Raw genomic sequence first — 15,804 nt, forward strand, 5'->3', positions numbered from 1 at the left:
GCGGGCCGTCGGCGCTTCAGCCCTCGCCGAGCCAGGCGAGCAGGTCCGCCACCGGATCGATCACCTGCCGCATGCCGGCATCGCGCAGCCCCGCGGCAAGCGCCAGACCGACCACGCCGACCACGAAGACCGGCTGCCGTCCGCCGAAGCCCTCGCAGCGCTCGCGCAGCGCATCCAGCGCGATCTCGGGCTGCGCGGCGATGACGGCCGGCGCGAGATCGATCACCTGCCAGCCGTCGATCGTGCCCGCATGGCCGGTCGCCTCGAAGGCGGCCTCGTAGAGCGCCGTCATGCCGCGGTCGAAGGTCACGATGTCGAGCCGGTGGCCGAGCTTGCGGTGCAGCGCCAGCACGCTGCGCGTGAAACCATGGGCCGCATCGCCGAAGCGCTCGCGCACGATCTCGTAGCCCGTGTCGACCGACGACATCGCCACCACCCGGTCGAAGCCCTCGCTCAGGCCCGGCAGGGCGCTCGCCAGCGCCGCCTCGGCCCGCGCGTTGTCGACGGCGGAGCCGATGATCCGTGGCGCCGCCTCGACCTCGGCGGCGGCCCAGCACCCGGACGGCCAGCCGCCGCGCGCGATGTGGCGCCGCAGCGTGGCCGTGATCTCGCGGCTCGAGTTCGGATTGAGGAACAGCGTCCTCGCCGTCATGGCGTGGCCGGAAAGCGATGCCGCCAGAACTGCGCGATGTCGCGCCGCCGGCAGAACCAGACATCGGGGAATTCGGAAGCCGCGAGCAGGAACTCGCGCAGCGCCTCCGTGCGCCCGGGCCGCCCGGCCAGGCGCAGGTGCAGGCCGATCGACATCATCGACGCCTGCCGGCGGCCCTCGCGCCGCAGGCAGGCGAGCGTGCGCCGCAGATGGTCGGTGAAGTCGTCGGGCGTGTCGAAGCCCGGCGCCGAGGCGAAGCGCATGTCGTTGCAGTCGAAGCTGTAGGGCAGCACCAGGTGCGGCTTGTCGCCGACCCGCGTCCAGTACGGCAGGTCGTCGTTGTAGGCATCCGAGTCGTACTGCAGTCCCTGCTCGACGGCGAGCGCGCGCGTGCGCGGGCTCACGCGGCCCGTGTACCAGCCGACCGGGCGTTCGCCGCACAGGCGCTCGAGCACGTCGAGCGAACGAACCATGTGCGCGCGCTCGGTCGCCTCGGGCACCTCGTCGTAGTCGATCCATCGCGCGCCGTGCGAGACCACCTCGTGTCCGGCCTCGACGATCGATCGCGCGGCCTCGGGATGCTTCTCGAGCGCGCCCGACACCGCGAAGTAGGTGGCCGGCACCCGGCATTCGGCGAGCAGGTCGAGGATGCGCCAATGGCCGGCCCGGCTGCCGTATTCGTAGTGCGACTCCACCACCAGGTTGCGGCGCCCGGCGCGCGCCGTCGCGCCCGACACGTCGCTGTTGAGCACCTCCGAAAAGGTATCGCCCTCGAGCACGCAGTTCTCCGCGCCCTCCTCGTAGTTGACGACCACGCTGAGCGCGACGCGGCGCCCGCCCGGCCATTCGAAGTCCGGACGCACGCGCCCGTAGCCGATGAAGTCGCGCACCGCCTCGCTCATCGCTGCACCTTCGCCTTCGCCACGCACACCCCGATCAGCAGCAGGCCGAGGGTGCAGTAGATCGAGATCGACAGCGGGCTGTCGAAACGGTCGAGCAGCCAGACGCAGATGCTGGGCGCGAGCGCGCCGCCGAACACGCCCGCGAGCTGGAAGCCCAGCGATGCGCCCGTGCACCGCACCCTGGACTCGAACATGTCGGGGATGAAGGCCGCGAGCGGCGCCCACAGCGAAGCCTGGCAGACCATGCCGATCACCGAGGCCAACACCACCAGCGAGGGATTGCGCGTCTCCAGCAGCGGAAAGTACGCGAACGACCAGACGATCGAGGCGGCCACGCCGAGCAGCAGCATCGGCTTGCGGCCGAAGCGGTCGGACAGCGCACCGAACAGCGGGATCGCGACCACGCCGACCGCCGCACCCCACAGCACGGCATTCAAGGCCACCTGCCGCGGCAGGCCGAGCCGGTTCGGCACGTAGATCAGCAGCAGCAGCGAGAACACATACCAGATCACGCCCTCGCCGGCGCGCACCCCGATCGCCAGCAGCACCTGGCGCCAGTGCTTGCGCAGCGTCTCGGCCAGCGGCGCCTCGGCCTTGTGGTCGCTCTTCTCGAGGCTCTTGAAGACCGGGGATTCCTCGATCGTGCGGCGGATGAAATAGCCGATGCCGACGAGCAGGATGCTCGCGAGGAAGGGCACGCGCCAGCCCCAGTCCATGAACTGCGCGTCGGTGGTGACCGTGTTCATGAAGCCGAACATCGCATTGGCGATCAGCACGCCGATCGGGCTCGCGACCTGCACCAGGCTGCCGTAGAAGCCGCGGCGGCGCCCGCTGGCATCGAACTCGTTGACCATCAGCGCCGCCCCGCCCCACTCGCCGCCCAGCGCGAGCCCTTGGGCGAAGCGCAGCAGCGCCAGCAGCAGCGGCGCGAGCAGCCCGACGTGCTCGTAGGTCGGCAGCAGCCCGATCAGGAAGGTCGACAGGCCCATGACCAGCAAGGTCGAGACCAGCACGAAGCGCCGCCCGAGCTTGTCGCCCAGCGAGCCGAAGATCGCGGCGCCCACCGGTCGCGCGACGAAGGCGATGCCGTACGACAGCAGCGACAGGATGGTCGCGACGAAGGGATCGGTCTGCGGGAAGAACAGCTTCGGAAACACCAGCGCCGCCGCCGTGCCGAACACGAAGTGGTTGTAGAACTCCAGCGTGGTGCCGACCAGGCTCGCGGCGGCGACGCGCCGCGGACTGGTCGAGGATGCGGGCCGGTCTTCGGCGCGCGGGGCCGTGTTCGCCGTGGCGGATGTCGTCATGGGGATGCTCCTGATCGATGGACGGCGCCATTGCAGCACCGGCTCAATGCTTGGACAATCAGAATGATCCGAACGATTATTCGTTAAATATGAATATTACGCTGCGCCAGATCCGCGCCTTCCTCGCGGTGGCCGAGGTCGGTGCCTTCGCCCGCGCGGCCGAGCGCATGCACCTGTCGCCCTCCGCGTTGTCCACGCTGGTCAAGGAACTCGAGGAGCAGATCGGCCTGCGGCTGTTCTACCGCAGCACGCGCGTGGTCCAGCTGACCGAGGCGGGCGCCGAGTTCCTGCCGCTGGCGCGCAAGGCGCTCGAGGACCTCGAGGCCGCGGTCGCCGGATCGCGCGCGCTGGCCGAGGTCAAGCGCGGCCGGGTCACGGTGGCCGCCTCCATCGTGATCGCCGCCACGCTGCTGCCCTGGGTGATCCAGTCGTTCCAGCAGCGCCATCCGGGTATCCAGTGCATCCTCAAGGACGGCTTCGAGGAGACCATCCGCGACCAGGTGCGCCGCGGCGAGGTCGACCTCGGCGTCGGCACGCTGGTCGAAGGCGAGCCGGGGCTGACGGAGGTCACGCTCTACCAGGACCATCTGGTGGCGCTGGTGCCCGATGGCCATCCGCTCGCGGAGCGCGGCGCCGTCACCTGGCGCGAGCTGGCCAGGCATCCGCTGATCAGCCTGTCCGACCAGAGCCCGTCGCGCGCACTGGCCGACGCGGCCTTCGATTCGGTCGGCCTGCGGCCGGTGCCCGCGCATGTCGCGACCTTCTCCTCCACGCTGATCAGCATGGTGGCCGCGGGCATGGGCGTGGCCGCGCTGCCGGTCAACGTGCGCCAGCTCTCGCGCCGCACCGGCGTGCAGACGCGGATGCTGGTGCGGCCGACGGTCAAGCGGAACATGGGCGTCTATTCGCGCAGCGACGCGGAGCTGACGCCGGCGGCGAACGCCTTCCTGAAGCACATGCAGGCGTTCGTGAAATCGAAGGGGAGCCTGCCGGACGAGGCGGCCGAAGCCGCCGCGCATTGAAGCCGCATCGAGGAGCGAAAGACGTTTCCGCTGTGTCAATCTGTTCCAGGCCGTTGACGCCCGCGCAACCCCGTCGCTACATTCGTTCGACCCCTCCCCAGAGCACACCCATTGCACGGCCCCCTTCCCTACGTCCTCGCAGCCATCGCCATCGCGGTCCTCGCGGGCGACCTGGCCGCGACGGTCGTGGTGCTGCGCAGCGATTTCTACTCGGGGCCGCAGCGCGCATGGCAGCTGGCCCTGGTATGGCTCATTCCCATCGTCGGCGCCGCCTGCTGCCTGAGCTTCGCCGCCATCCACAGGCGCGCGATCCCCAAGCCTTCCGAGGCATTCCCCGGTTCCGATACCTACAACCTGCCCGGTGGTGAAGCCAACTCTCTCTGAACCGGTGCGGCGCCTTGCCGGTGCCGCCCTTCTGCTCGCGATGTTCGCCTGTCCGGCAGCGCTGGCGCAGACGCCTTCGCGCGACCTCCCGCCGTCCATCGGGCCCGACCGCAGCGCAGCGCTGACGGTGGACGACTTCCTGCGCGGCGCGCAGGTGCTCGGCGAGGTCGGTCCCGAGCGCGCGGAGCAGAACGCCGACTACGTGGCGGCGATCCGCGGGCTGGCGAACATCGGCGACAACTACCGCACCGACGTGCTCAAGGCCAGGGCCGCGGGCACCACGATCGACAGCTGCCCCGGCAAGTCCGCGAAGGTCACCACCGACACGCTGATCCCCTTCCTGCTGCACCTGCCGCCCGAGCAGCGGACGATGCCGATGGAGCAGGCGTTCCGGCTGCACATGCGCGAGCTCTACCCATGCCCCGCCAAGGGCGCCGCGCGGTAGCCGCCAGCTCGCTCGATCGAGCGCCTATTCGGGCTTGATCCCCTGCTCGCGCACCACGCGCGTGAACTGCACGATCTCCTGCGAGACCAGCTTGTCGAGCGCCTCGGGCGAGCCGCCGATCACGCGCCCGGCCTGGGTTTCCATGCGTGCCTTGACCTCGTTGTCGGCCAGGGCCGCGAGCGTGGCCTGGTGCAGCTTGTCGACCACGGCCTGCGGCGTGCCGTGCGGCACGAAGGTGCCGATCCAGGTGTCGGATTCGTAGCCCGGCACCGACTCCGCGATGGTCTGCACCTCGGGCAGCAGCGGCGAGCGCTCCTTCGAGGTCACGGCGATCGCCTTGAGCTTGCCGCTGCGGATGTGCGGCAGCGCGCCGCTCAGGGTGCCGAACACCGCGGGCACCTGGTTGCCCACCACGTCCGCGATCGCGGGTCCCGCGCCGCGGTAGGGAATGTGCTGCAGCGAGAGCTTGCCCATCGACTGCAGCAGCCCGCCCGCGAAGTGGCCCGGCGATCCGATGCCGCCGGTCGCGTACTGGCGGTACCGCGGATCGCGCTGGCCCAGCGCGATCCACTCCTTGAGATTGCTGGCCGGCACCGAGGGATGGACCGCGAGCACCTGCGGCAGCGCGCCGATCAGCGTGACACCGCGCAGGTCGCGCTCGGTGTTGAAGGGCAGCGAGGGGTACAGGGCCTGGTTGATGCTGTGCGAGGAGACGGTGAACAGCACCGTGTAGCCGTCGGGCGCGGCCTTCGCGACGTAGTCGGTGGCGATCGATCCGCCGGCGCCCGGCTTGTTCTCCACGATGACCGTCTGGCCGAGCTTCTCGCTCATCTTGGCGTTGAGCGAGCGCGCGATGGTGTCGGAGCCGCCACCCGGCGCGAAGGTCACGATCAGGCGCACCGGCTGGCGCGCGGGATAGTCGGGCTGCGCGCCCGCCAGCAGGGGCATGGCGATCAGCGCCCAGGATACGAGCCGTGTGGCCCTGAGGATGTTCATGGTGTCTCCGTCGATTTGTGCAGTCGACTGTAGGGACGGCCTCCCGAACTGAACACTACGAAATCCTGCTACCGGTATAGCGCCGAGCGATGGCGCCACGCACGCTCAGTTTCCGGCCACCAGTCGGGCCCCGTCCCAGCGGCGGGAGCGCACCAGCTCGCGCACCACGCTCACGATCAGTGCGTGCACGCAGGCGGCGGCGGGCTGCAACCGGTTCAGGCGCGAATGCGCGAGCGTCGCGCGGCGCACGATCTGCGGCTCGATCGGGGTCTGTCGCAGCAACTGCGCGGCGGCATGCCAGGCCAGCGCCGAATGCGGGATCACGGTGCCCGCGCCACCCTGCGCGACCATCGCCAGCACGGTATGGATCGAACTCGCCTCGGCCTTGATCTGCGGCGCCACGCCCGCCTCGGCGAAGGCGCGGTCGACCAGGTCGCGCAAGGTGGTGACCTGCGTCGTGAGCATCAGCGGCACGCTGGCCACCGTCGGCAGGTCGATGCTGCGGCCCGCGCGCACCAGCGGCTTGCGGCGCGGCTGCACGAAGTACAGCGGCTCGTCCACCAGCGGCACCGCCTCGATGCCGGGCAGCGCCACGTCGTCGACCAGCACGCTGAGCTCGACGCGCTCGTTGATCAGGTGCGCCGCGAGGAAGGTGCTGGGGCTCTCGTAGACCTCGAGCACGATCTGCGCGGCCGAGATCGGTTGCCCGAAGATCCATGCGATGTCGGGCGGCGTGCCGCAGGGCGTGACCCGCGAGGCATCGTGGGAGGTCTTCGCAAGGAACATCGACGACGCCTGCGTCATCGCCGCGCGCCATGGTCTCATCCTGATGATCGAGCCGCTCAACGAGATCGACCGGCCGAGCTTCCTGCTCACGCGGCAATCCCAGGCCATTGCGCTCATCGAACAGCTGGGCCGCGACAACCTCAAGATCATGCTGGACCTGTTCCACCTGCAGCGCGGCGAAAGGAACCTCATCGAGCGCATGCGCCAGAGCCTGCCGCATGCGGCGCACGTCCAGATCGCGGACGTGCCCGGTCGGCACGAGCCGGGCAGTGGCGAGATCAACTTCGCCACGGTGTTCCGGGCCTTGAAGCAGCTCGGATGGACGGGCTGGATCGGCTGCGAATACTTCCCGAGCGACGGCACCCTGGCCAGCTTCGGGTGGCTGGAAGCGCACGGCATCGAACTGCGTGCGCGCTGAGAACAGCAGTTTTTTCCAAGCCGCGACGGCGGGTCGCTTCTACGCTGCGGTCACTTCCAACCCCTCCTCACGGAGCCAGTGACCATGCAACGCAACGACGACACGCCATCCAGGACCGACCTCTTCCATCGCCTGCACACGGGCCCCGCGCCCCTGATCCTCGTGAACGCCTGGGACGCCGCCAGCGCCCGCGTCATCGAACGCGCCGGCGCGAGCGCCATCGCCACCACCAGCGCGGGCATCGCCTGGTCGCTCGGCTACGCGGACGGCGAACGGATGCCCGCCGATGAACTGATCGCGGTCTGCGCACGCATCCGCCGCGTGACGCGCTTGCCGCTCAGCGTGGACCTCGAACGCGGCTACGGCGACAGCACGCAGGCAGTGCGCGACGTGGCGGCCGCGCTCATCGATCTGGGCGTGGCCGGCATCAACATCGAGGACGGCACGCGGTCCGGCACGCGCGAGTTGGCGCCGCCCGAAGTGCTGTGCGAGCGCATCGCCGCCATCCGTGCGCTCGATGGGCGCTTCTTCATCAATGCGCGCACCGACACGCACATCGTTCCCTGGGATGACCCGGCGGCGCGCTTCGAGGAAACGCTGCGCCGCGCGACGCTCTGCGCGGCGGCGGGCGCGGACGGCATCTTCGTGCCCGGCCTGGCGAGCCCCGAGGAGATCGAAGGCCTGTCCCGCGCGGTGGCCCTGCCGGTGAACGTGTACGCGGGCTATGCCGGCGCGCCCCCGGCCGAGAGCCTCGCGCGGGCTGGCGCGCGTCGCATCAGCCTCGGCTGCGGCCCGCTGCAGGCGGCGCTGGGCCTGGTGGGACAACTCGCGAGCGAGGCCTTTGCGCACGGCCGCTTCGATGCGATGGACGAACGCATGCTGTCGGTCGGCGAGCTCAACGCGCTCTTTTCACCCGCCGCATGAAAATTCAGTTTTCATTAATGCGAATCACTCTCATTCAGTGCTATAGTCGAGCCAAGTCACCAACCAGCTTCACTCCAAAGCAACCACCGCCACCATGCAAGCTCTCCTCTCTCAAGGAAGCCAATCGTCCCCGTCGGGACTGCCGAGCCAACGTCCGACCCTGCGCGTGCGCCGCGCGGCCGCGCCGCAGCCCGTCGAGGTGACGGCCGAGGCCTTCGTGCACGCGCCGGTGCTCGCGGACGAAGTCGCCCGTGAAGCCGCCGCGCAGGCGACGGCCAGCCTCGACAGCGCCGCGCTGCTGCGCGGGCAGAAGGTGGTCGAGATCTCGCACAACGGATTCGTGTACAGGCTGCAGGCCACCAAGCTGGGCAAGCTCATCCTGACCAAGTAGTTTCAGTTTCATCGTGGGGCGACTCCGAGACTCAACGGTCTCCAAGGGTCGTTTTTTGCTAGCCATCGGTTCACCGGCCAGCCATGCATTTTTTTCCCACGCCGACGAACATCGACCGGACGCACGCGCATGGACGAGCACGCCGCCGCTCCCGACCTGAAGCAGACCGGGCTCAAGGCCACCCTGCCCCGCCTGAAGGTGCTGGACCTGTTCCGCACCAGCAAGCAGCGGCACATGGCGGCGGAAGACGTCTACCGCCAGTTGGTGGCCGAGCAGACCGACCTCGGCCTGGCCACCGTCTACCGCGTGCTGGCCCAGTTCGAGCAGACGGGCCTGCTCAAGAAGAGCCAGCTCGGCAACAACAAGGCCGTCTACGAACTCAACGACCGTGAGCGCCACCACGGCCACCTGGTGTGCACCAAGACCGGCGACGTGCTCGAGTTCTTCGACCCCGAGATCGAGAACCGCCTGAAGGTCATCGCGGCGGAGCTGGGCTACGAGCTCTCCGACTACGTGGTCACGGCCTTCGGCGCGCGGCGCTAGCGACCCTCGCGAAGCAGGCGAACGCCTGAGTTTCGCCGTTCGGCATACCTCCTCCGTCGACTCCCGAACGGGAGTGTCGGGATCGACGCCGGCTCCCCAGAATCCGTTCCCTCGCTTCGAGCCCGAACGAACGGACATTTCCATGCAACGAACGAACAACCCGCGGCGCCATTGGCAGGCCGCCTTCCTGGGCTTCGCCCTGCTGCTGGGCGCCTGCGGCGGTGGGGGCGGCGGTGGTGCGATCGGCATGCCGCCGATCGCCAGCGGCAACCCCGACGGGCAGCCGCAGCAGCCCCCACCCGTGCAGGAGGTCGACAGCGCGATCCGGCTCTCGGCCATGGACCGGCTCGACCTGCAGTTCGGCCAGATCGCCGGCAATCGCGCCACGCCGACGCCCGAACAATGGGCGCAGTTGCGCGACTGGGTGCTGACCCAGCCCGAGTTCGCCGACGCCGGCGTGGACGACGCCAGCCTGTGGGCCCGCTTCAAGGACGGCCGCTATTTCCTCTACACCGACAACTGGCGCGTGCCCCAGGGGCTGGAGGAGCCGCCGCCCGAGGAGGAGGAAGGCCTGCGCCTCGCGCCCTTCGCCGCCAGCGTCGCCATGGCGGCGGCGCCCGGCGCCGCGCGGGCCGCGCTGTTCACCCATTCGGGCGCGCCCAACGGCGACAACGAGTTCCGCCACGGCGCGCCGCTGCTGCGTTCGATGAAGCAGGCGCTGACCGAGCGCGGCTACAGCGTCGCGCGCCAGACCCTGACCATCGACAACCTCAAGCAGATGGGCGAGGTCGGCTTCTTCTACATGAACACGCACACCGCCAAATATGGCCCGGGCGATCGCAAGGAATTCGCCGCCATGCTCGACGACAACGCCACCGTCGCCAACGACTTCGTCTACCGCGAGGACCTCGACGCGGGCAACCTGATCTATCACCGCATCCGCACCCTGCCGCAGACCGGGAACTGGGGCAATCCGCCCAAGCTCGCGTTCACGTCGAAGTTCATCCAGCGCCATCTGCGCTTCTCGCCCGACGCGCTCGCCATCATGCTGTCGTGCAACAGCGGCACGCCCGATGCGAAACCCTTGCGCGACGCGCTCAAGGGCCGCGGCGCCGGCACCGTCGTCGGGTGGGAAGGCAACGCCAACCCCAATGCCTATCCCTCGATCGCGCTGCTCGTCGACCGCATGGCCGGCGTCAACAAGATCGAGCCCCTGGCCAAGCCGAACCGCTCCTTCGTCTTTCAGGACGTCTGGACCTACCTGCAGAAGCGCAAGCTCGACGTCACCGAGGGCATCGTGGACGACGACGGCAAGCGCCAGCCCGACGCGAAGATCGTCCTCGATGGCGGTGGCTTCCTGCGACTCGCGCCGGTCATCACCCACCTCGAGATGAGGGCCGACAACAAGCTCGTGGTGCATGGCGACTTCGGCAAGCAGGCGGGCGAGCTCAGCGTGGGCGGCACGCCCGTCCAGGTGACCTGGGGCGAGAACAAGCTCGAGGCCACGCTCGGCAACGCCACCCACGGCGAGGTGAGCGCGACCGTCAACGGCCTCAAGAGCAATATCCGGCAGCTGGGCTCGTGGCAGGGCCGCGTGAGCTACGAGAGCAAGCGCGTCGACGGAAGCTGCGCCGGCGCGACCTTCCTCGCCCACGTCGACATCGACCTGCACCTGCGCGCCGACATGCAGGCGCGGCGCACCGAGGTCGACGGCGCGCTGAAGAACAACAACGCGGTCATCGTGCCCGCCAACGACACCCGTGGCCAATGGTCGGCCAGCGGCCGCTGCGTGCAGGGCGACCGCGTGGCCTATGCGCACTCGGGCTCGGGCACCCTCGCGCTGCTTCCCTTCGTCGACCACGAGGTGCTCACCGCCTTCTCCGACGCCACCTATGCGCGCCTCGATGCCGTCGAGCAGCGCTTCCACATCGGCACCACCGTCGGCAAGTCGAAGATGAACTTGCACAACGGCGACGTCACGACCCTGTCGCTGCTGCCGATCTGGTTCCAACTCTCCGACTACTTCTACAACGGTCAGCCGAACTGGCCACGGACCGAACGCTTCGCCTATGCGTCCTACCTGCCGGTCGACGCCCGGTTGAATGCGGCCCAGGGCAAGACGGAGCGGGCGGATCCGGAGGGCGAGGGCATGAGCCTGAAGTTCCAGTGGAACGCGATGCAGGCGTCGCCGGCACTCGATGCGGCGGTGGGGCACTGACCGGCCGGAGCGGCGGCCTCCAACTCGGGCCCACCGCAGGGCCACTCGCCCCCGCGACAGGACTCTGTTACAGGCTCGCGAGATACTCGGGCGGTGAACCCGCCGTCTCTCTTTCTCCCTTCCCACCACGACCCGCTGATCGTCGCGGCCTCGCTGCTGATCGCCACCCTGGCCTCTTTCGTCGCCCTCGACCTGTCGCGGCGCATGCGCGGGAGCGCCGGGGATTTCCGGCCGCTGTGGTGGAGCGTGGGCTCGGTGGTGCTGGGCACGGGCATCTGGTCGATGCATTTCGTGGGCATGCTGGGCTTCACGCTGCCGATCGAGCTGGGCTTCTCGGGCTGGTACACCTTCCTGTCGTGGGTCGCGGCGGTCGCGGCCTCCGGGGTGGCGCTATGGGTCGCGAGCCGGCCCAACTACAGCCTCGGGCGGCTGGGCGTGGCCTCGCTGGTCATGGGCGGCGGCATCTGCGGCATGCACTACATCGGCATGGCGGCACTGCAGATGGCGCCCGGCATCCTGTGGCAGCCGGTGATCGTGGCGCTGTCCGCGCTGGTGGGCGTCGGAGCCTCCGCCGCGGCCTTGCTCATCATGCGCAACCTGGGCCGCGTGAGCACCGCCCGGCGCCCCGCCGTGCAACTGCTGGCGGCGCTGGTGATGGGCATCGCGATCTGCGGCATGCACTACACCGGCATGGCCGCGGCCAACTTCGCGCCCGATTCGGTCTGCCTGAGCGCCAACGAACTGCACGGCGCGGGGCTCACGGTGATCGTGGTGCTGGCTTCGTGCGTGCTGCTGCTGGGCACGCTGCTCGGCTCGATCCTCGAGGGGCGCATGCAGGTGGTCACGCAGCGCCTGGCCAACTCGCTCGAGAACGCCAACGCCGAACTCACGCAGGCCAACCGCGAACTGCAGCGCTACGCCTTCACCGATGCGCTCACCGGCTTGCCCAACCGCGTGCTGTTCGAGGACCGGCTGCAGCACGCGCTGGCGCGCATGGCGCGCGTCAACCAGCCGCTGGTGAAGGAACGCGTGGCGATCCTGTTCGTCGACCTCGACGGCTTCAAGCCGATCAACGACTCCTTCGGCCACGCGGCCGGCGACGAGATCCTGCGCGCCGCGGCCAGGCGGCTCGGGGAGGTCGCGGGCGACGGCGACACGGTGGCGCGCATCGGCGGCGACGAGTTCCTGCTGCTGCTCGAGGGCGTGAGCGACGCGGCGGAGGCCGCGCAGGTGGCCAACCGCGCGCTGCGCCGGCTGGCCGAGCCCTTCTCGCTGCAGGACAAGCCGCTGCAGATCGCCTGCTCGATCGGCATCGTGGTCTACCCGGGCCAGGGCGAGCCCGACAAGCTCGTGGCCAATGCCGATGCCGCGATGTACATCGCCAAGCGCGCCGGCGGCGCGAACTACGTGATGTTCGAATCGCACATGGGCTCCGACGTGGCGGCGCAGCTGCGGCTGCAGAGCGACCTGCGCCGGGCCGTCGACCTGAACCAGTTCGAGCTGCACTACCAGCCGAAGATGGACGGGCGCGACGGCTCGCTCAGCGGCGTGGAGGCGCTGGTGCGCTGGAACCACCCCGAGCTCGGCCTGATCGGGCCCGCGCAGTTCATCGGCCTGGCCGAGCGCTTCGGCATGATCGTGCGCCTGGGCGACTGGATCCTCGACGAAGCCTGCCGGCAGATCGCGCTGTGGCGCGCGCAGGGCCTGTCGATGCCGGTGGCGGTGAACCTGTCGGTGATGCAGCTGCGCGAGGTCGATTTCGTCGAGCGCGTCGAGCGCGCGCTGACCCGGCATGCGGTGCCGGCCTCGCTGCTGCTGTGCGAGATCACCGAGTCGGTGGCGATGGAGGACATCCGCGCCACGCACCGCACCTTCGAGGGCCTCGCGGCCGTGGGCGTGTTCCTGTCGATCGACGATTTCGGCACCGGCTACTCGAGCCTGAGCCAGTTGCGCCGGTTGCCGGCGCGCCAGGTCAAGATCGATCGCAGCTTCGTGCAGGACCTCGAATCCAAGGAGGACTCGCGCGCCGTGGTCGACGCCGTGATCCGGCTCGCACATGCGCTGGGCCTGAGCGTGGTGGCCGAGGGCGTCGAGAACGAGATCCAGCGCGACATCCTGCTGACGATGGGCTGCGACGAACTGCAGGGCTTCCTGTACTCGCGCGCGCTGCCGGCCTCGCAGCTGTTCGACTGGCTCGCGGTGCGCGCCGCGGCCTAGGACGCGTCCAACACCTCGCGCACCCGCACCGCCAGTTCCTCGATCGTGAAGGGCTTGCCGATCAGGTGCACGCCCGCGTCGAGCACGCCGTTGTGCACCACTGCGTTGCGCGTGTAGCCGGTGGTGAACAGCACCTTGAGCCCGGGCCGCCGCCGCAGCGCCTCGTCGGCCAGCTTGCGGCCGTTGGTCTCGGGCATCACCACGTCGGTGAACAGCAGCTGGATCTCGGGATGGGCGTCGATCAGCTTCAGCGCCGCCGCGGCGCCGTCGGCCTGCAGCACGCGGTAGCCGAGTTCGGTGAGCGCGGCCACCGTCAGCTGGCGCACCGCGGGCTCGTCCTCCACCACGAGGATCAGCTCCTCGGTGCCGCCCAGCGGTGCATCGGGGGCGGCCTCGGCCTTCTCGTCCTCGGCGGGCGCGCCGAGCAGGCGCGGCAGGTAGACCTTCACGGCCGTGCCCTCGCCGACCTCCGAATAGATCTTCACGTGGCCGCCCGACTGCTTGACGAAGCCGTAGACCTGGCTCAGGCCCAGTCCTGTGCCACGGCCCACTTCCTTGGTGGTGAAGAAGGGGTCGAAGGCCTTGGCGACCACGGCGGCGGGCATGCCCGAACCGGTGTCGCTGACGGCGATCATCACGTACTGCCCGGCCGAGAGGCCGAGGTGCTCGACCGCATAGCGCTCGTCGAGGTGGGTGTTGGCGGTCTCGATGGTGAGCCGCCCGCCCTCGGGCATGGCGTCGCGCCCGTTGACCGCGAGGTTGAGGATCACGTTCTCGAGCTGGTTGGGGTCGGCATGCGTGCGCCACAGGCCGCCGGCCAGCACGGTCTCGAGCTGGATCGCGCCGCTGAGCGAGCGGCGCAGCAGGTCCGACATGCCCGCCACCAGCCGGTTGGCATCGAGCGACTCGGGGCGCAGCGGCTGCGGGCGCGAGAAGGCGAGCAGCCGCTGCGTCAGCAGCGCGGCACGCTTCGCGCCGTCGCGCGCGGCCTCGACGTAGCGCCGGGCGCGAACGTCGTCGGCCGCGAGCTGCCGCCCCAGCAGGTCGAGCGAACCGATCACCACCGCGAGCATGTTGTTGAAGTCGTGCGCGATGCCGCCGGTGAGCTGGCCCACCGCCTCCATCTTCTGCGCCTGGCGCAGCGCCTCCTCGGTCTTCAGCCGCTGCGCGACCTCCTCGGCCACGCGGTGCTCGAGCGAGTCGTTGAGCTCGAGCAGCGCGCGCTCGGCGCGGTGGCGCTGGGTCACGTCCTGGAACAGCACCGCGACCTGGCGGCGCTCGGGCGGCTCGACGCGGAAGGCGGCCAGCTCGAGGAAGCGGCCGGTGCGCACCAGTTCGCGCTCGAAGCGCACCGGCTCGCCCGTGAGCAGCACGCGGCGGTAGATGTCGACCCAGCCGTCGGCCTCGTCGGGCACCATCTCGCGCACCCGCTGTCCCGCCACGTCGGCAATGCCGGCATTGGCCAGGTAGGCCGGGTTGGCCGTGACGTGGATGTAGTCGCTCATCGGCCCGTGCGGGCCGTCGAGGAATTCGATGACGCAGAAGCCCTCGTCGATGGTCTCGAACAGGGTGCGGAACTGCCGGTGGCTCTCGCGCAGCGCGAGCTCGGCCGCCTTGCGTTCGGTCAGGTCGAGCATGGCACCGATCATGCGCAGCGGCCGGCCCTGCGCGTCGCGCAGCACCGTGCCGCGGTCGAACACCGCGGCATGGCTGCCGTCCTTGCGCAGGAAGCGGTATTCCTGCGTCCAGGCCGTGCCGCCGCCGTCGATCACCGCATGGATGCCGGTCTCGACGCGCTCGCGGTCCTCGGGATGGATGTGGTCCAGCCACCAGTCGGCGCTGGTCTCTTCCTCCGTGTGGCCGAACAGCGTGGTCAGCGCCTGGTTCCAGACCACGTGGCCGTCGGACAGGCGCCAGTCCCAGACCGCGTCGTTGGTGGCCAGCACCGCGAGCCGGTAGCGCTCCTCGGTCTCCATGCGCTGCGCCTGGCGCCGCGTCGCCTCGTCCTCCTCCACGGCCAGCCGGCGCTGGGTCAGCACCTTGTCGGTGGTTTCCCAGACCGTGCACAGAAGGCCATGCACGGCGCCTCGTTCGTCGCGCAGCGGCGCATAGGAGAAGGTGAACCAGGTCTGTTCCTCGCGACCCTCGCGGTTCACCACGAGCGGCAGGTCTTCGCGATAGACCGGGCTGCCGGACAAGGCGGTCTGGACCAGCGACCCGACGTCGGGCCAGATCTCCGCCCAGACCTCGGCCAGCGGCGCCCCCATGGCCCGGGGATGCTTGCCCCCGAGGATCCGGGCGTAGGGCTCGTTGTAGACCATGCCGAGCCGCGGGCCCCACGCCAGCCACATCGGCACCGCGGAGTCCTGCATCAGCGACACCGCGTGGCGCAGTGCGCCCGCCCAGCCCTGGGGCGGCCCGAGCGCCGAGCGGGTCCAGTCGTGCTCGCGCAGGAACGCGGCGGCGGGCGTGCCGTCCGGCCGGAAATGCCCGCCATGCTGCAGTGCGGTGCCGGGCCCGCCATGTGTCTCGCTGTTCTTCATGAGTGCGTCCGCGTGCTGGGCGCATCCCTCGATACGCCTGTCCAGGGCGGTATCGT

Annotated in this window: 15 protein-coding genes; 9 read left to right on the forward strand and 6 right to left on the reverse strand. The window is 69.8% G+C overall.

Annotated elements, in window-relative coordinates:
- Positions 1-16 precede the first annotated feature (16 nt).
- Genes ACEN9J_RS33765 through ACEN9J_RS33775 form a run of 3 tightly spaced genes read right to left on the reverse strand, consistent with a single transcriptional unit; the run spans position 17 to position 2,861 of the window.
- On the reverse strand, positions 17-652 hold the full coding sequence (locus ACEN9J_RS33765) for an aspartate/glutamate racemase family protein (RefSeq protein ID WP_413765473.1): 636 nt from the start codon (positions 650-652) through the stop codon (positions 17-19).
- On the reverse strand, positions 649-1,554 hold the full coding sequence (locus tag ACEN9J_RS33770; RefSeq protein WP_057595740.1) for a polysaccharide deacetylase family protein: 906 nt from the start codon (positions 1,552-1,554) through the stop codon (positions 649-651). The genes ACEN9J_RS33765 and ACEN9J_RS33770 overlap by 4 nt, the downstream gene beginning before the upstream one ends.
- A complete protein-coding gene (locus ACEN9J_RS33775) occupies positions 1,551-2,861 on the reverse strand; it encodes an MFS transporter (protein WP_413765474.1) in 1,311 nt (436 codons plus the stop codon). Before ACEN9J_RS33775 ends, ACEN9J_RS33770 begins: the two co-directional genes overlap by 4 nt.
- 89 nt (positions 2,862-2,950) lie before the next feature.
- Between ACEN9J_RS33775 and ACEN9J_RS33780 the strand changes: the two genes are divergently transcribed.
- From ACEN9J_RS33780 to ACEN9J_RS33790, 3 genes are all read left to right on the forward strand, one after another.
- Positions 2,951-3,883 carry a LysR family transcriptional regulator gene (locus ACEN9J_RS33780; protein ID WP_296728538.1) on the forward strand — a complete coding sequence of 311 codons (933 nt, stop codon included), beginning with the start codon at positions 2,951-2,953 and terminating at the stop codon, positions 3,881-3,883.
- A gap of 111 nt (positions 3,884-3,994) precedes the next feature.
- Entirely contained in the window at positions 3,995-4,267 is a 273-nt protein-coding gene (locus ACEN9J_RS33785) for a hypothetical protein (RefSeq protein WP_413765475.1), read from the forward strand.
- Positions 4,268-4,307: 40 nt separating this feature from the next.
- Complete coding sequence (locus ACEN9J_RS33790; RefSeq protein ID WP_057595744.1) at positions 4,308-4,712, forward strand: hypothetical protein; 405 nt, start codon at positions 4,308-4,310, stop codon at positions 4,710-4,712.
- 24 nt (positions 4,713-4,736) lie between these two features.
- Here the strand turns inward: ACEN9J_RS33790 and ACEN9J_RS33795 are convergent, their stop codons facing one another.
- Together ACEN9J_RS33795 and ACEN9J_RS33800 are read right to left on the reverse strand one after the other, a co-directional pair.
- On the reverse strand, positions 4,737-5,708 hold the full coding sequence (locus ACEN9J_RS33795; RefSeq protein WP_261214301.1) for a tripartite tricarboxylate transporter substrate binding protein: 972 nt from the start codon (positions 5,706-5,708) through the stop codon (positions 4,737-4,739).
- Between the two features lie 105 nt (positions 5,709-5,813).
- Positions 5,814-6,533 (reverse strand): LysR substrate-binding domain-containing protein, encoded by a 720-nt coding sequence (locus ACEN9J_RS33800; RefSeq protein WP_413765476.1) that lies wholly within the window; start codon positions 6,531-6,533, stop codon positions 5,814-5,816.
- On the opposite strand from ACEN9J_RS33800, the gene ACEN9J_RS33805 reads away from it, so the two are divergent.
- The 6 genes from ACEN9J_RS33805 (at position 6,430) to ACEN9J_RS33830 (ending at position 13,205) form a co-directional block, all read left to right on the forward strand.
- Positions 6,430-6,912: a TIM barrel protein gene (locus tag ACEN9J_RS33805; RefSeq protein WP_413765477.1), complete on the forward strand. Its 483-nt coding sequence runs from the start codon at positions 6,430-6,432 to the stop codon at positions 6,910-6,912. The two genes, ACEN9J_RS33800 and ACEN9J_RS33805, sit on opposite strands and share 104 nt — an antisense overlap.
- An 84-nt stretch (positions 6,913-6,996) precedes the next feature.
- Positions 6,997-7,836 (forward strand): isocitrate lyase/PEP mutase family protein, encoded by an 840-nt coding sequence (locus tag ACEN9J_RS33810; protein ID WP_413765478.1) that lies wholly within the window; start codon positions 6,997-6,999, stop codon positions 7,834-7,836.
- A 229-nt stretch (positions 7,837-8,065) separates the two neighbouring features.
- Positions 8,066-8,227, forward strand: coding sequence for a hemin uptake protein HemP (hemP, locus tag ACEN9J_RS33815; RefSeq protein ID WP_261211258.1), 162 nt, complete (start codon positions 8,066-8,068; stop codon positions 8,225-8,227).
- Positions 8,228-8,356: 129 nt separating this feature from the next.
- Positions 8,357-8,770 carry a transcriptional repressor gene (locus ACEN9J_RS33820; protein ID WP_057594672.1) on the forward strand — a complete coding sequence of 138 codons (414 nt, stop codon included), beginning with the start codon at positions 8,357-8,359 and terminating at the stop codon, positions 8,768-8,770.
- 142 nt (positions 8,771-8,912) lie between these two features.
- On the forward strand, positions 8,913-10,988 hold the full coding sequence (locus ACEN9J_RS33825) for a hypothetical protein (RefSeq protein WP_413765479.1): 2,076 nt from the start codon (positions 8,913-8,915) through the stop codon (positions 10,986-10,988).
- A 93-nt stretch (positions 10,989-11,081) separates the two neighbouring features.
- Positions 11,082-13,205: a putative bifunctional diguanylate cyclase/phosphodiesterase gene (locus ACEN9J_RS33830; protein ID WP_057594671.1), complete on the forward strand. Its 2,124-nt coding sequence runs from the start codon at positions 11,082-11,084 to the stop codon at positions 13,203-13,205.
- Here ACEN9J_RS33830 and ACEN9J_RS33835 read toward each other — a convergent pair.
- Complete coding sequence (locus ACEN9J_RS33835; protein WP_413765480.1) at positions 13,202-15,748, reverse strand: PAS domain S-box protein; 2,547 nt, start codon at positions 15,746-15,748, stop codon at positions 13,202-13,204. The genes ACEN9J_RS33830 and ACEN9J_RS33835 overlap by 4 nt on opposite strands.
- Between the last annotated feature and the right edge of the window lie 56 nt (positions 15,749-15,804).

This window comes from Variovorax sp. Varisp41, assembly GCF_047325085.1.
Lineage (GTDB): Bacteria > Pseudomonadota > Gammaproteobacteria > Burkholderiales > Burkholderiaceae_C > Variovorax.

Excerpts from the sequence above, each read along its gene's own strand:
- ACEN9J_RS33835 (WP_413765480.1), bottom strand. The coding sequence starts at position 15,748 with ATGAAGAACAGCGAGACACATGGCGGGCCCGGCACCGCACTGCAGCAT.
- ACEN9J_RS33780 (WP_296728538.1), top strand. The coding sequence starts at position 2,951 with ATGAATATTACGCTGCGCCAGATCCGCGCCTTCCTCGCGGTGGCCGAG.
- ACEN9J_RS33795 (WP_261214301.1), bottom strand. The coding sequence starts at position 5,708 with ATGAACATCCTCAGGGCCACACGGCTCGTATCCTGGGCGCTGATCGCC.
- ACEN9J_RS33790 (WP_057595744.1), top strand. The coding sequence starts at position 4,308 with ATGTTCGCCTGTCCGGCAGCGCTGGCGCAGACGCCTTCGCGCGACCTC.
- ACEN9J_RS33765 (WP_413765473.1), bottom strand. The coding sequence starts at position 652 with ATGACGGCGAGGACGCTGTTCCTCAATCCGAACTCGAGCCGCGAGATC.
- ACEN9J_RS33805 (WP_413765477.1), top strand. The coding sequence starts at position 6,430 with ATGTCGGGCGGCGTGCCGCAGGGCGTGACCCGCGAGGCATCGTGGGAG.
- ACEN9J_RS33770 (WP_057595740.1), bottom strand. The coding sequence starts at position 1,554 with ATGAGCGAGGCGGTGCGCGACTTCATCGGCTACGGGCGCGTGCGTCCG.
- ACEN9J_RS33820 (WP_057594672.1), top strand. The coding sequence starts at position 8,357 with ATGGACGAGCACGCCGCCGCTCCCGACCTGAAGCAGACCGGGCTCAAG.
- ACEN9J_RS33810 (WP_413765478.1), top strand. The coding sequence starts at position 6,997 with ATGCAACGCAACGACGACACGCCATCCAGGACCGACCTCTTCCATCGC.
- ACEN9J_RS33800 (WP_413765476.1), bottom strand. The coding sequence starts at position 6,533 with ATGAGACCATGGCGCGCGGCGATGACGCAGGCGTCGTCGATGTTCCTT.
- ACEN9J_RS33775 (WP_413765474.1), bottom strand. The coding sequence starts at position 2,861 with ATGACGACATCCGCCACGGCGAACACGGCCCCGCGCGCCGAAGACCGG.
- ACEN9J_RS33825 (WP_413765479.1), top strand. The coding sequence starts at position 8,913 with ATGCAACGAACGAACAACCCGCGGCGCCATTGGCAGGCCGCCTTCCTG.